Genomic DNA, 14,999 nt, shown 5'->3' on the forward strand with positions numbered 1-14,999 from the left:
TATTTCCCTTGTGGGGACCGTATTAAATCTGGTTGGCCAATACAGGCTGGATTTTTATGTGGTAAGACAGCAGAAGATAACCGTCGCCAGGAAGGGACCGCGGTAGCGGCAGTGGCGTTCGCTTTCTCAAACCGGTTGCCCTAATTAATTGGGCAACTTGAGATTACCCTGCATACGCATCTAGGCAACAAAAAGGTGATGGCAAACTAATATATTTGAATTGTTTTCGATATTTTTGCTCGGATCGTCACAAATTAGGAAGTGATGTTCTGCCTGTGAGGTGGAAAAGATGAGTTGTTTTTTCCGAAAAAATAAATTTGGCGATAACAGTTTATTATTTCTGTTAGCTTTTAGTGGAACGGTTATTTATACATTTAATAATAGAAATTCCCTCTCCCACGAACTGATCACACGATTAAACTCTTCATATTCATTTCTCTTGATTGCGCTCCAGGCTTTTACGAATTTACTGCCAAACATTTCTGTTGCTTCATCACAATCTGATAGGAGTGTCAGGGCATGTTCCTGGGTGCGGGGAAGTGTAATTGACTCTTTGGAGCAGTCGCCCTGATAAGGTGCGCTCGGTGCGACTTTATTGATCATTCCTAAATACCCGCAGGCAAGAGAAGCTGCTATGGCAAGGTAGGGATTGCAGTCTGCTCCGGGAAAACGATTTTCAAGACGTTTACTTTGTGGCGAGCTGTCGGGAACCCGAAGGCCTGTTGTTCGATTGTCATAACCCCAGTGGAGACTGGTGGGTGCGGCCATTTCAGGTGTGAAGCGGCGATAGGAGTTTACATTTGGAGCAAAAAAACTAATAAAACCGGGAGTGTATTTCTGCATGCCGCCAATAAAATGCAAGAAATTATTGCTCTCTTTTCCTGTATTATCGACAAAAATATTTTCACCGGTTTTTCTATCCGCCACACTCTGGTGTAAGTGCAGAGCGCTTCCAGGTTCGTCTTCCATCGGTTTTGCCATGAAGGTTGCATAAATGCCGTGGCGCAGAGCCGTTTCGCGCACTGTGCGTTTAAAGGTAAAGACCTGGTCAGCTAAATGAAGTGGATCTCCATGGAGAAAGTTAATTTCCATCTGGGCAGTGCCTGATTCGTGGATCAGTGTGTCGACATCAAGCCCCTGAGCTTCACAAAAATCATACATGTCTTCAATGATGGGCTCGTATTCATTGGCTGCATCAATGCTGTAGGATTGTCGGGTTTTTTCTGTGCGTCCCGATCTTCCCACAGGCGCGGATAGCTTTTCATCCGGATCCAGGTTTCTTTTTACAAGATAAAACTCTACCTCAGGGGCGACAATAGGCTTCCATCCTCTGTCTGCATATTTTTCGAGGACAAATTTTAAAATATTACGGGTGCTGATAGGGTGAGGGTCCCCATCTCGAGAATGGCAGTCATGAATGATTTGTGCTGTCGGATCATTGGCCCAAGGGTTTAGGCGCACTGAGTTGGGGTCAGGGATTAGGAGCATGTCGGTGTCTGCTGGATCAACAAGCTCATTGTGTTCGTCGACATAATCCCCCGTGACAGTTTGCACCAAAATGCTTTCCGGTAAACGGCTGTCTTGAGTTAAGAACTTATCGGTGGGGGTGAACTTTCCTCTGGCGTTACCTGACATGTCGGGAACAAGGCATTCAACTTCTGCAATATTGTGATTTGCCAGCCAGTTTGTAATTTTATCCATTGGATAGCCATTGCTTACTTTTTCTTCCTGAGTGAAATTCTATGATCAGTGCCGGAAAGCGTTGCGCTGAAAATAATTCCTCCTGTGTAAAGGAACTATATACTGCCGATTGGAACAGGGCCGTTTATTTAAATGGCATTGAGGGTATCTGGTAGAAATATGAAGGTGATGAATAGGTTGGATGAGCACACGGAATCCTATTATGCCGCTACAGCTAACGACCTTCAGGAGTATCCATGCCTGGAAGGTAACGTGGAGGCAGATGTCTGCATCATTGGTGGTGGTTATACGGGACTCTCCAGTGCTTTGCACTTGGCAGAGCGCGGCTACCGTGTGGTGCTTCTGGAGGCTAATAGGATTGGTTGGGGCGCATCAGGAAGGAATGGAGGACATGTCGGTGTTGGACAAAGGCGAAGTCAGGGTGATCTGGAAGCCATGTTCGGGTTCGACACCGCTAAGCAGCTCTGGGATTTGAGTATCAACGCTGTTCAACTGGTGGAAAGTCTTATAGTCAGGCACCAGATTCAATGTGATTTAAAACGCGGGATCATGCATCTTGCAGCGAAATCCAGTCACGATAAATATCTGCAGGATGAAACTGAAGAGCTCAGAGAGAAATATGATTACAGGCAAGTTAAGTATATAGATAAAGAAGAAGTTCGACAGCTTGTAAGTAGCAAACGATATCTCGGCGCACAGCTGGATTTTGGTTCGCTACATCTTCATCCTCTCAATTTTGCATTAGGTCTTGCCCGCGCAGCAGTTTCTGCCGGTGCCAGGTTTTTTGAGTGTAGTGGTGTGCAAGGGTATTCGAGCTCTTCTCCCTTTACGGTGAAAACTGCACGAGGAAAGGTGAAGGCCGAAAAGTTGATTTTAGCTTGCAATGGTTACTTGAAAGATCTTGAGCCCCGCTTAGCGGGGCGCATAATGCCAATAAATAATTTTGTGCTGGCAACAGAGCCCTTACCGGAGGGGCTCGCTAGGGAAATCATAGCCAATGACTTCGCACTGCAAGATACTCTATTTGTTATAAATTATTGGAAATTATCTGGCGATAACCGCTTAATTTTTGGGGGAGGGGAAAATTACACCAGGCATTTCCCTAAAGATATTCGCAGTTTCGTCCGCAAGTATATGTTGAGGGTTTACCCGCAGCTGGGAAATACTGCTGTTGATTTCGGCTGGGGGGGTACGCTGGCCATTACTATGAATCGGATGCCCTGTATAGGACAGTTGCAGTCGGGCCTATATTACAGTCAGGGGTATTCTGGACATGGAGTGCCTACGGCAACTTTTGCCGGCAAGCTTCTGGCTGATGCAATTTATGGGGAGAGTGAGGGTTATAACGAGTTTTCTTCTCTTCCTAAAGTAGAGTTTCCAGGTGGCACTTTATTGAGGTGGCCGGGGTTGGTGTTGGGGATGCTTTACCACAGTTTGTTAGATAGGTTTGGGAGCTAGTCTTTGAATGATGTGATAGAGAATGCCGACACACTAATGTGTCGGCACCGGCCTTAAATATTATTGGCTCTGGGCGGAAAGAGTTACGCCTCTGTACGAAATATAGCCCTGTACACTGATGTGCCAGGTACCTGCAGCTGGATTGCTAAAGCTACAGAATTCATTATTGCCGTTTACGTAAGGGCGACAATCCCAGTTGTCGGTGGTTGGGGTGGCACCATAACGAACGTACAAATCGGCATCGCCATTGCCACCGAGCATTTCGACAGTCAAAGATGATGAGCCTGATGGTACATCCAGGGTGAAGTGCTGCCAGCTGTTGCGGCGGCCTGATAAGTTGGTTTCTTCCCAGCCTTCTGAGTTTGAACCGCCATCATCGCCACAGTTACTGGTAGATACCCCTACGGTGTCGAACGCTACGATTACTGTTGCAGTATCGTATCCGAGATCTTCAGTAGCTGACAGGGCTCCGCAAGCACCTTCAATGTAATCAGTGCTTTGATTCCAATAAGTTTGGTTAGCAAGCACAAAGATATCGAAAGCAGTTTGGGTGTTCCAGCCGCTTGAGTTGGCGATCAGGTAGAAAGCCCGGTTGAATACGCCGGAGCTGTAGTGCACGTCCATGCCGCTATAGTAGTCGGAAGCATGGCCAATGGATCTGCCATCTTTGGTGGGGTCATCCATATAGCGAAGAGCGCCATCAGCCTTGTATATATCGGCCCCCACCATCCAGTCGTTAGTGCCCTTCATGTAGAACTCGGCAGCTTCACCGGCCATGTCAGAGAAGGCTTCGTTTATGCCGCCGGATTGGTTGGCGTAGGTCAGGTTGGAGTTTTGCTCAGTAAAGCCATGGCTCACCTCATGAGAGGATACGTCCAAGCTGACAAGTGGGTGGAAGGTTGTGAAGCCATCACCAAATGTCATTTGGCTGCCATCCCAGAAGGCGTTCTCGTAGTTGTTGCTGTAGTGAACTCGCATTCTCAATTTTTGTGTGAGCGGCGATGTTCCATACCAGTCACTGTACATATTGAAAACGACATTGCCAAAGAAGTGGGCATCATTCAATGGAGAATAAGCACCATTGATTTCTTTGTAATCATTTTCCGGACAGGTGAAGGAGAAAACGCTACCTCCGCTTGTACCGTGATTTAAATCCACGGTTTCTACGTTAGCAGTGTTCATGGAGCAGTTATTGTCAACTTCGAGGGCAGGGAAGTCTGTTCCATATTCATAACGCCCGGTTTTTTCATTGCCACCGGGGCCTGTGGCATCCTGGAAGGCAAGGCCGTCCCATTGTTTGATAACTTCACCAGTAAGTGCGTCTACAAAATAGAACGGTCTGCTCGGCTCATCTCCGTATTCGACCCAGTTAACCAAATAAGCTAATCGCGCCTGGTCGTTTTCATCGACATAGACATAGAGCTCTTTTTTCTGGTTTTGTGCGTTGAAGCGCATGGACGACATTGAGAGAGCTTTTTTACTGTCACCATCCTGAGTGCGCAGATTCAGCTGATGGTTCATGGCTCGATCAATAGCATTATCGGCATCAATCGTTGCGCGGGCGGTAGGTACCTCCAGCTCTAGGCCTGAGAGTACGTGGCCTCTCACTTTTTCAGTTAAGCCTTGCCTGGAACTAGTTATGGTTCTCCCCCAAACGGGTATGCCTTTGTGAGTTTGTCGATATCGGGCAACCGTTCTCCCATTGGCAAGCGTACGCTCGCGAACCTTTTCCAGCTTCATATCTGAGCCAGCGATTGAGGCTAGGGACTGATTGGAAAGTAACTCTGGTGTGACATTAATACGCTCCGCCGCTTGGGCGCTAATAGCGAGTGCGAGTGTGCTAGCGGCTCCTAACAAATATTTCATTAAGTAATTCTCTTTATGATTATAATTTAATGGCCATAGTTAACCGGGAGCATAAAATAAACGCTCAGTGGTTAATGCTGTCTGGTTAAGCGGCCAATTGAATCACACCCCAAGAATATCTCGCGCTATGAGCTGAGAGCTGTATGGAGTTTATGTGCAAAATTTTCTTGGGGGTTGTTTGCCGTTGTCAGGCGAAATAACGATATCCCTTGTTGTTATTCCTGACAATAATTTTTTTGTAGTGGATGTAAACTTGAAAGATCAAATTGTTTTTTTGATGTGTATGTCACGAATTCAGATATTTGCAACTTTGGTTATTTGAGGGGTTTTAATTGGTTAGTTTATAGCTTTTTTCTGAATGGCAAACTTTTTTTGAGTTGTATTTAAACGGTAAAGCTTTCTGTGGTTTTGTTATTTTTGTTTATTTCCGGTGCGAAATTCTTCAATTTAATTCAATTTGCATGAGTGGGGTGCTATATGTTTGTTAAGTTTGAAGGGGTGTATTAATCTGGGTTCTTTAAGGGGGTGTCAAACTAAAGGATTAAAGTATTAATCCTTTCTGAGCTTGATGGGGGTGGATATTAACTCTACCAAAACTTTACTGTAGAAAAATGCACGCGGTAGTTTGGAGCGGTTTCAATTTCGAATTTTGAAATGTTTTGCTCCATCGTCTTAATCCTGCAGTCTAAGCAGCTTTGACTCCCTGGACACTTGTGCGGCGCTATGGAAGTAACATCGGGAAGGGCAGGCATTCTTATCTGTACATATCGCTCAAATTGTGGAATATAAGTTTGAGATTTGTCGTAGACTCTCACTGCCCTCAGTGAAGCTGCGGTGTCGGTGGATTAACGATGTAGAGGCTCTCTAATGGCTGTGCGTCCAGATAAGTTAGTAATCGCTATCTCCTCTCGCGCTTTGTTTAACCTTAGCGATAGCCACAAGGTTTTTGAGGAGCAGGGATTGCACGCCTTTTCTCACTATCAAGTTGAGCGTGAGAACGATGTTCTGGAAAAAGGGGACGCATTCCCTCTGGTTGAGAAGTTTCTAAAGATCAATGAGCTTCTTGGCGGTGAGCCACGGGTGGAGGTGATCCTGCTATCAAGGAATAGTGCCGATACCGGATTAAGGGTATTTAACTCGATAGAGCACTATGGACTCAATATTACTCGTGCGGCCTTTTGCAATGGTGGAAGCCCTTACCGTTATATTGGCCCATTTGGATGCAACCTGTTTTTGTCTGCTGATGGTGTAGATGTCCGCCAAGCGTTGGAGCAGGGGGTTGCTGCGGCAACCTTGGTTGCCGGAGGAAATCGCGAATATCGTGATGATGTGTTGCGATTTGCCTTTGACGGCGATGCGGTAATCTTCTCTGATGAGGCTGAGCGAGTCTACAAAACGGAAGGCCTGGCTGCTTTTACTGAGGCAGAGCGTGCCTCAGCACAGAAGCCACTGGGGGGAGGGCCCTTTAAGGGGTTCCTTGAAGCTTTGCAGAGATTGCAGGCTGAATTTGAGATGGATACCTGCCCGATACGAACGGCTTTGGTAACGGCACGTTCCGCTCCGGCCCATGAGCGGGTCATCAGGACATTGCGCGCCTGGGATATTAGAGTGGATGAGTCAGTTTTTCTCGGCGGGCTTCCTAAAGGTGAGTTCCTGCGGGCTTTTGGCGCCGATGTCTTCTTTGATGATCAGCCTAGTCACTGTGTTTCTGCAGGTGAGCATGTGGCTACGGGCCATGTTCCTCATGGAATCGCAAATGCAGAGGTATAAAAAGTTCAAAAGTGATAAAGGTGTACGTTATCACTCAGTGCTCTCTATGCCGATAATGTTCGAACTTTTCCCGGCCCTCATCCGAGAGGCTTAGCTCTAGTCATTAGTAAATAAAGCCGACAGAAAGTCCGGGATCCCCCAAAGTTGATTGACACTTTCGTCTCTACCACGGATATTCAACCGTCCATTGGCCCTGGCTTTGATTCACTGCTATTCTTTTCTCGTATAACTCAAGATAGTTTTTATAACTATCGATCAAAAAATGGTATTACTCGCTCTCGGCCATGAGCGAACTTAATGAAAGGGAGGATCTATGAAGCTGCAGCAGTTGAGATATATCTGGGAAGTGGCACATCACGACCTCAATGTTTCTGCTACAGCGCAGAGCCTCTATACCTCCCAGCCGGGAATCAGTAAGCAAATCCGACTTTTGGAGGATGAGCTTGGCGTAGAAATCTTCGCGCGCAGCGGCAAGCATCTCACAAGGGTGACCCCGGCAGGGGAGGCAATCTTAAAGACTGCCGGCGAAATTATGCGCAAAGTGGAGAATATCAAACAGGTTGCGCAAGAGTTCAGCAATGATAAAAAAGGTAGTCTCGCTGTAGCTACCACTCACACTCAGGCGCGCTATGCCTTGCCCCCGATTATTAAGCTGTTTATAGGCCGTTATCCGGAGGTTTCCCTGCATATGCACCAGGGAACCCCTATGCAAATTTCTGAGATGGCGGCAGATGGCACTGCAGATTTTGCTATCGCTACCGAAGCTCTAGAGCTTTTCAGCGATTTGGTGATGATGCCTGTCTACCGCTGGAACCGCTGCATTCTGGTACCGAAAGATCACCCGCTTTGCCAAGTGAGCAAGCTATCCCTTGAGGACGTGGCGAAGTACCCGATAGTTACTTATGTATTTGGGTTTACCGGCCGCTCCAAGTTAGATGAAGCTTTCTTAGAGAAAGGGTTGTCACCTAAGGTAGTCTTTACCGCCGCCGATGCTGATGTAATCAAAACTTACGTGCGTCTGGGATTGGGAATTGGCATTGTGGCTGATATGGCCGTTGATGGCGAAGATGAGGACCTTGTGGCTCTCGATGCCAGTGATCTATTTGAATCGAGTGTTACGAAAATTGGCTTCCGTAAGGGGATTTTCCTGCGGGGCTTTATGTATGAGTTTATCCAGCAATTTGCCCCCCATCTCAGCCGTGAGCTGATTGACCAAGCGGCACAGGCGACATCCCGTTCTGAGGTCGATGCGCTGTTCGCCGATATGGAGTTGCCGGTTTACTAGAGGTGCTGCTGAATAAAGGTGCCGAAATAAAGGTAAGGGATGGAGGCTATGAAGCCTCCATCTCGATCAGGGGGCGCAGCACTTCTTTGGCGAACTTGAAGTAAACAGTGAAAATCTCTGCTTCCTTACCTTCGCGCTCTACGACAAAGAAGGGCGCTCGCTCTACCTTGTACTGCTGAGCCAGCTGTAAGCCCGGGCTTTGCGGGTCACGCAGGTCGGCGATAAGTGTCTGGTCGATAAATTGCATTTGGCCATTTTCTTCCAGCTTTTCTTCAACGTCGCGACACTTGGCGCAGGGCGAGCCGTCGGCGAGAATTTTCTTGACCAGTGTGATCTTCACGATAATTTCCTTGATCCAGTGCAATGCCATTAAAGGCAAGATGGACTGAATCTATCAGAACCCCTAATAACTTTGAAATATCAATCGCCGATACCTTTATAACTGAAATTTGTAGTGATGCTACAAAAGGCGCCAAAATAGGCTAATTTTTAGTCGTTTTTCGGCGATTTGATGCCTACTGCAAAAATTGTTCAGTAGTTTCCAGTAGTAAGCGCACCTTGGCCAAGCACTCCTGATGCTCTGAAGTGGGATCGGAATCTGCAACGATCCCACCACCTGCCGCGCAGGTTAGATGTCCATCGTTGGCACTGAAGGTCCGGATGGCGATATTGGTGTCAGCGCGGCCACAGCTGCTGATGTAGCCAATACTGCCGCAATAAATCCCCCGGGGGCTGGATTCCAGCTCCCGGATCACTTCCATTGAGCGTCGCTTTGGAGCACCTGTGATAGACCCGCCGGGGAAACAAGCTTCGAGTAATTCGCTATAAACTGACTCTTCGGGTAGCTCACCAGTTACTACGCTGACCAAGTGGTGGACATTGGCAAAACTCGCCAATTGGAATAGCTCGGGAACACGTACGGTGCCACTGCGACACAGCTTGCTCAAATCATTGCGCAGTAAATCGACGATCATCAGGTTTTCCGCCCGGTCCTTGGGGCTTCTCTGCAGCGAGAAGGCGGCGCGCTGATCTGCCATCTTGTCAGCGTGTCTTGCTGCAGTGCCTTTAATCGGTTCTGTACGCAAACTGGCGCCATCAGCTCGGATAAATCGCTCCGGCGACATACTGAGCAGACTGCCATGGGGCAGGGCCATATAAGCAGAAAAGGGACCGGCAGCTTGAGAGCGCAACGCCAGGTAGGCTGTTAGCAGATCGCCGCTATAAGGGGCCCTGAAACGCTGGGTAAAGTTTGCCTGATAGATATCGCCAGCGGCGATATATTCCAGTATCTGCTCAATTTGTGCCCGATAATCATCTGCACTCAGTTCGTGCTCAAATGGTGAAAGCAGCCGGAAGTCCCCGGGTGTAAGCGTGGTCTCCCAGTTGATAGCTTTAAATCGCTGTATCAATTCGCGAACTTGCTGGGGGGGGCAGGCGGGGTGGAAAACCAGGTGATTGCTGCCCAGTTGGTGGTCGGCAATAAAGGCCCATGTGTAGAGCCCAAAAAAGCCTGCGGGCAAGTCCGTAGGGCGCATATCTGCCGGTAGATAATTGCCCTCTACACCGAGTTCATAACCAGCGTAACCAATAACCCCGCCGCAAAAAGGCAGTTGTGAGTCCCTGTCCTGAGGGCAGAGTTCGCACACAAGGTCATCCAGTCGGGCAAATGGCTCGGGTGTGTCGGCACTTAACTTGAGGGTATTTATCGGGTCGGCACTAATGATGTCATAGCGCCCACCCTCCGCGAGAGGTCGACCGCTGTCGAGCCAAACGGGGATAGGTAAATCCGCTATCGCCGCAAATGCGGCGGGCGTGTTTAATGAGTAGGGCAGAGAGACAATTTGCATATCAAGCTACAGCAGTCCGGAAGACGGCGCACACTACACATTTTGCGGCGGCAATTAAAGGGTGTGTGGCTCTTTAGTCAATCCTGCGCTCAATACCGGCCTGAGACATCAGGCGGGTGGCGAGTTCCTCCACCGAAAGTTGGGTTGCATTGAGGAAAGGCACCTGGGCCCGCCTCAGCATTTGCTCAACTTGGCGCACCTCGAATTCACATTGTTCCTTAGAAGCGTAGCGGCTGTTGGCGCGCCTTTCCTGTCTAATTTGCATCAGGCGCTCGGGCTCGATTGTCAGGCCAAACAGCTTGTTGCGAAACGGGCGCAGGATCTTGGGCAGGGTGGTGGAGTCCATATCCTCTTCGGTGATGGGGTAGTTTGCCGCGCGCAGGCCAAACTGGAGTGCCAGGTACAAGCAGGTAGGCGTTTTGCCGGAGCGGGAAACGCCCAGCAGGATTACATCGGCTTGCTGGAATTCGCTGACTCTGCGGCCATCGTCATTGTCCATGGCGAAATGCACTGCTTCAATCCGGTCGGTGTAGCGGCGGTTGTCGTCAATGCCGTGAGAGACGTTGACCATCTGCGCTGGATCCCGGTTAAACAGATTGGCCAGTGGCGTGAGATAGTTCTCGAAGATATCGAGCATCAGCGCAGAGCTTTGGTGCAGCTGTTCCCGGATCTCGTCAGAAACAATGCTGGTAATAATGATCGGCTGTAAACCGGATTCATCGGCTGCTTTTTCTATGCGTTGCAGGGCCTGTTTAACTTTTTCGGTGGAGTCGATATAGGGAAGCGTGACCTGCTCAACTTGTTGATCGCGGAATTGTGCGAGTAGGCTGTGGCCAATCGCTTCGACGGTGAGACCGGTTCCGTCGGAGATAAAAAAAGCCGTGCGCTTGTCTTTTGCCATGTTTGTTCTCAGTTTGTCGGCGTGAGGGGGCTATTGTAGGGGAGGAATGGGGCAAAGGTCTTTTATTCTGGCGTTTTGCAATTTTTGTAGAAAATTTACAACATTTTGGCCAATTTTTACGGGCTATTTTTTACAAAACTCATCCTTATAATCTGCCGCCACTCAACCTGAATTTTAGAGGGCCTTCACTTGACGAACTTCACGATCGACTTCGCAAAACTGGGCATGGCCGATGTCGACAAAGTCGGCGGCAAGAACGCATCACTGGGCGAGATGATCTCCTCTCTCGCCGGTGCCGGCGTGAGCGTACCCGGTGGCTTCGCTACCACCGCAGAAGCCTTTAGGGCTTTCCTGGCTCACGAACAGCTGGAGCAGCGTATAGCCGAGCGTTTGCAAGGATTGGATGTTGGTAATGTCACCGAGCTGGCCCAGGCGGGAGATGAAATCCGCAACTGGATTTTACAGACTCCGTTCCCCGAGCAGCTGGAAAAAGAGATTCGCGAGGGCTATGAGGCCCTGGGTGGTGCGGAAACTGCTGTTGCAGTTCGCTCCTCTGCAACCGCCGAAGACTTGCCGGATGCGTCCTTCGCCGGTCAGCAGGAGACCTTCCTGAATATCCGCGGTATCGACGCTGTATTGAAGGCAGTAAAAGAAGTTTTTGCTTCCCTCTACAACGACCGTGCTATCGCCTACCGCGTGCACACCGGTTATGCGGATGTGGGCGTTGCCCTGTCTGCCGGTATCCAGCACATGGTGCGCAGTGAGACTGGCGCAGCGGGTGTGATGTTTACCCTGGACACAGAGAGTGGCTTCCGCGATGTGATCTTTATCACCGCCGCCTTTGGTTTGGGCGAAACCGTTGTTCAAGGTGCGGTTAACCCGGACGAATTTTACCTCTACAAGCCAGCCCTGGATGCGGGCCGTCCTGCGATTCTGCGCCGCAATCGCGGCAGTAAAGCGATCAAGATGGTTTACGACGAGAGCGGTGAATGTGGTCGTTCCGTGAAAACTATCCCGGTGGCAGACGAAGACCGCCAGCGCTTTGCCCTCAACGATGCGGAGCTGGCAGACCTGGCAATCCAGGCCCGCAAGATTGAAGAGCACTACGGTCGCCCGATGGATATCGAGTGGGCCAAAGACGGCGACAGCGGTAAGTTGTTTATCGTACAGGCGCGTCCGGAAACTGTACGCTCCCGCGATCAGGGAACCAGCATTGAGCGCTACAGCTTGCAGGAGCGCAGTGACGTACTGTGTGAAGGCCGCGCAATCGGCCAGCGCATTGGCGCAGGCCCCGTTCGCAAGCTTGAATCCGTAGAAGATATGGCGCTGATGCAGGATGGTGAAGTCCTGGTTACCGACATGACCGACCCGGATTGGGAACCGGTCCTGAAGAAAGCGAGTGCTATTGTTACCAATCGCGGCGGCCGTACTTGTCACGCGGCAATTATCGCTCGTGAACTGGGCATCCCCGCAGTTGTAGGTTGTGGTAATGCAACCGAGCTGCTGGAAACCGGCACTCCGGTGACTGTTTCCTGTGCGGAAGGCGATACCGGTTTTGTAATGGCTGGTGAACTGGAATTCCAGCGCGAGGAAACTGAAGTTGCGGAAATGCCGGAGCTGCCGTTCAAAATTATGTTGAACGTGGGCAACCCGGATCGCGCATTCGCTTTCAGCCATCTGCCTAACCAGGGCGTTGGCCTTGCGCGCCTCGAGTTTATCCTCAACCGCATGATCGGTATTCACCCGAAAGCACTGCTTGAACTGGATAACCTGCCGGAAGATCTGCAGCAGAATATTCGCGAGCGTATTGGTGGATACGATTCTCCAGAAGACTTTATTGTCGAAAAACTGGTGGAAGGTATCGCTACCTTGGCTGCGGCCTTCGCACCGAATCGCGTCATCGTACGCTTGTCCGACTTTAAATCTAATGAGTATGCGCACCTTGTGGGTGGCCAGTTGTACGAGCCAAGCGAAGAAAATCCAATGCTTGGCTTCCGTGGTGCAGCTCGCTACCGCTCTGAAGATTTCCGCCAGTGCTTTGCCCTGGAGTGCCGTGCACTGAAGAAAGTCCGCGATGAAATGGGACTGACCAATGTGGAAATCATGGTGCCCTTCGTCCGCACCCCGGAAGAAGCTGAGGAAGTAGTCGGTCTGCTGGCTGAAAACGGCCTGCGCCGTGGAGAAGGTGGCCTCAAGGTCATTATGATGTGCGAACTGCCGTCCAACGCTTTGCTGGCGGAAGACTTCCTGCAGCACTTTGATGGTTTCTCCATCGGTTCCAATGACCTGACCCAGCTAACGCTTGGTCTGGACCGCGACTCCGGCCTGGTTGCCGATTTGTTTGATGAGCGCAACCCAGCGGTCAAGGCACTGCTTTCCAGGGCGATCCAAGCCTGTAAGAAAGCGGGTAAATATGTAGGTATTTGTGGTCAGGGTCCTTCTGACCATAAAGACTTCGCCCGCTGGTTGATGGATGAGGGGATCGACAGTGTGTCCCTGAACCCGGATACCGCAGTAGATACCTGGCTATTCCTGGCCAACGAGGAAGGTTAATTTTCCTCCTAAAGCGGCCCAACTGTGGGCCGCTTTCCCAATTATTCCCCCGCTATATTTAACTGTAATTTTTCTGCTGAAGCGGTGTTTGCCTTGGTGGAAAATGAGTCCGTTGTTGCAGTTAAATCCGGAAACACCTGATTTTGTTCTGCTAATTGTGTTTGAAAAATTTAAACGACACATTACCCAAAAAATACAAACCTCTATCAGCTGATCCACACAGAAGAATTCATTCTAAATCTTTCCGCTCGCCTCAATAGAATCGGAAGAGTCCTAAGGTTGCGTGTAAATCGAAAAACAGATTGCGCAATGTGCTCCGTAAAAATGTTCGCCGTGGGCCCTGGCCCCACTGGCGCGCACCTGAAAATTACCGACAGACTGTTTATCTGTTGGATTCAGGGCAGGGTACCCAGACTCGGTGAGGTGAGCTATGCAAACGAGTAGACAGTTTCAAATCCCCATACTTCATGTCTTTTTGATGATGTGCCTTATGGCTTTAATGGCAGCGCCACCGGCAGATGCAAAGCCACGCGCATCTAATTGGTTTGATGATCGCGCCGCAGCCAGGGGTGGTAGTCCATCAATTAGAATTGATTTAAGTGAGCAGCGCGCATATCTGTATAAAGGTGGGAAATTAGTTGGTGTCTCCCGTATTTCTTCGGGGAAGCGCGGTTACAGCACACGCCCCGGACATTTTCGTGTGTTGTCCAAACACCCTTATCACCGCTCGTCTATTTATGGCAGTTTTGTTGATAGACGCACTGGCAGAGTCGTGAGATCGAATGTAAATACTCGAAAGCATCGTCGCCCTGCGGGTACTGTGTATCGTGGAGCAAAAATGAATAACTACATTCGTTTTAATGGCGGTATCGGTCTGCATGCCTCTGGCCACGTGCCCGGCTACCCCGCTTCTCATGGCTGTGTGCGTATGCCCCCACATATGGCGAGAAAGTTCTATCAGCATGTGCGTGTAGGCACGCCGGTTCGTGTAACACACTAGTTTCAATTTCGTGGCAGCGAAGGCTTGGCCGGGTATTATCCATCGTGGTGATACCCGGTATTTATTTGCCTCTTAGCTCTTCTACTTTTTTCCCGCTATTATCCTTCTCTTCCATAGATTGCTGCGAGAATATTGATGCTCAAGTCAACCCCCGATTTATGTGATGCCTACCCTGATGAGGTGCGAGTAGTTGATCCTATGTTTATCAATTACGGTGGCCGAGATCGTTTTGGTGGGCAGATTGTCACTATCAAATGTTTTGAAGATAACTCCCTGGTGCGAGAACTGGTGGCTGAACCGGGGCAGGGCAAGGTTTTGGTAGTGGATGCCGGTGGATCTATGCGGCGGGCTTGTCTTGGCGATATGCTGGCAGAAAAGGCGGTTGCCAACGGTTGGGAAGGTATCCTGATGTATGGCTGCATTCGCGATGTAGATGAAATCGCGGAACTGGATCTGGGGGTGCAGGCACTTGGTAGCCATCCAATGAAAACAGAAAAAAAGGGAATTGGTGAAAGAGGCCTGGCGGTTAGCTTTGCCGGTGTGGATTTCCGCCCGGGGGAGTACCTCTACGCGGATAACAACGGTGTAATTGTGGCGGGTAAGGCACTGACCTAAAAA

The 14,999-nt window shown here is 49.6% G+C and carries 11 protein-coding genes; 6 read left to right on the forward strand and 5 right to left on the reverse strand.

Annotated elements, in window-relative coordinates; genetic code table 11:
- Positions 1-366 precede the first annotated feature (366 nt).
- Positions 367-1,701, reverse strand: a complete 1,335-nt coding sequence (locus tag ACJJI5_RS10730) for a glutamine synthetase family protein (protein ID WP_445356239.1) — start codon at positions 1,699-1,701, stop codon at positions 367-369.
- Positions 1,702-1,869: 168 nt separating this feature from the next.
- Here ACJJI5_RS10730 and ACJJI5_RS10735 point away from each other — a divergent pair, with 168 nt between their 5' ends.
- Complete coding sequence (locus ACJJI5_RS10735; protein ID WP_445356312.1) at positions 1,870-3,159, forward strand: NAD(P)/FAD-dependent oxidoreductase; 1,290 nt, start codon at positions 1,870-1,872, stop codon at positions 3,157-3,159.
- A gap of 60 nt (positions 3,160-3,219) precedes the next feature.
- On the opposite strand, the gene ACJJI5_RS10740 is transcribed toward ACJJI5_RS10735, so the two are convergent.
- Positions 3,220-5,025, reverse strand: a complete 1,806-nt coding sequence (locus tag ACJJI5_RS10740) for a M4 family metallopeptidase (RefSeq protein WP_445356240.1) — start codon at positions 5,023-5,025, stop codon at positions 3,220-3,222.
- 867 nt (positions 5,026-5,892) lie between these two features.
- Here ACJJI5_RS10740 and ACJJI5_RS10745 point away from each other — a divergent pair.
- Positions 5,893-6,795, forward strand: coding sequence for a 5'-nucleotidase (locus ACJJI5_RS10745; RefSeq protein WP_413662270.1), 903 nt, complete (start codon positions 5,893-5,895; stop codon positions 6,793-6,795).
- Between the two features lie 313 nt (positions 6,796-7,108).
- Complete coding sequence (gene cysB, locus ACJJI5_RS10750; protein WP_282932493.1) at positions 7,109-8,080, forward strand: HTH-type transcriptional regulator CysB; 972 nt, start codon at positions 7,109-7,111, stop codon at positions 8,078-8,080.
- Positions 8,081-8,126: 46 nt separating this feature from the next.
- Here the strand turns inward: cysB and ACJJI5_RS10755 are convergent, their stop codons facing one another.
- The 3 genes from ACJJI5_RS10755 to ppsR form a co-directional block, all read right to left on the reverse strand.
- A complete protein-coding gene (locus ACJJI5_RS10755) occupies positions 8,127-8,420 on the reverse strand; it encodes a hypothetical protein (RefSeq protein ID WP_444893650.1) in 294 nt (97 codons plus the stop codon).
- A 175-nt stretch (positions 8,421-8,595) separates the two neighbouring features.
- Positions 8,596-9,927: an aminodeoxychorismate synthase component I gene (pabB, locus tag ACJJI5_RS10760; RefSeq protein ID WP_445356241.1), complete on the reverse strand. Its 1,332-nt coding sequence runs from the start codon at positions 9,925-9,927 to the stop codon at positions 8,596-8,598.
- Between the two features lie 73 nt (positions 9,928-10,000).
- Positions 10,001-10,828 carry a phosphoenolpyruvate synthetase regulatory kinase/phosphorylase PpsR gene (ppsR, locus tag ACJJI5_RS10765; protein WP_445356242.1) on the reverse strand — a complete coding sequence of 276 codons (828 nt, stop codon included), beginning with the start codon at positions 10,826-10,828 and terminating at the stop codon, positions 10,001-10,003.
- Between the two features lie 189 nt (positions 10,829-11,017).
- Between ppsR and ppsA the strand changes: the two genes are divergently transcribed.
- The 3 genes from ppsA to rraA all read left to right on the forward strand — a co-directional run bounded on the left by ppsA (position 11,018) and on the right by rraA (position 14,996).
- Entirely contained in the window at positions 11,018-13,381 is a 2,364-nt protein-coding gene (gene ppsA, locus ACJJI5_RS10770; protein ID WP_445356243.1) for a phosphoenolpyruvate synthase, read from the forward strand.
- Between the two features lie 430 nt (positions 13,382-13,811).
- Positions 13,812-14,381, forward strand: a complete 570-nt coding sequence (locus tag ACJJI5_RS10775) for a L,D-transpeptidase family protein (RefSeq protein ID WP_444928099.1) — start codon at positions 13,812-13,814, stop codon at positions 14,379-14,381.
- 135 nt (positions 14,382-14,516) lie between these two features.
- Positions 14,517-14,996, forward strand: coding sequence for a ribonuclease E activity regulator RraA (rraA, locus tag ACJJI5_RS10780; RefSeq protein ID WP_413662263.1), 480 nt, complete (start codon positions 14,517-14,519; stop codon positions 14,994-14,996).
- Positions 14,997-14,999: the final 3 nt, after the last annotated feature.

This window comes from Microbulbifer maximicatervae (SeqCode) (assembly GCF_052467955.1).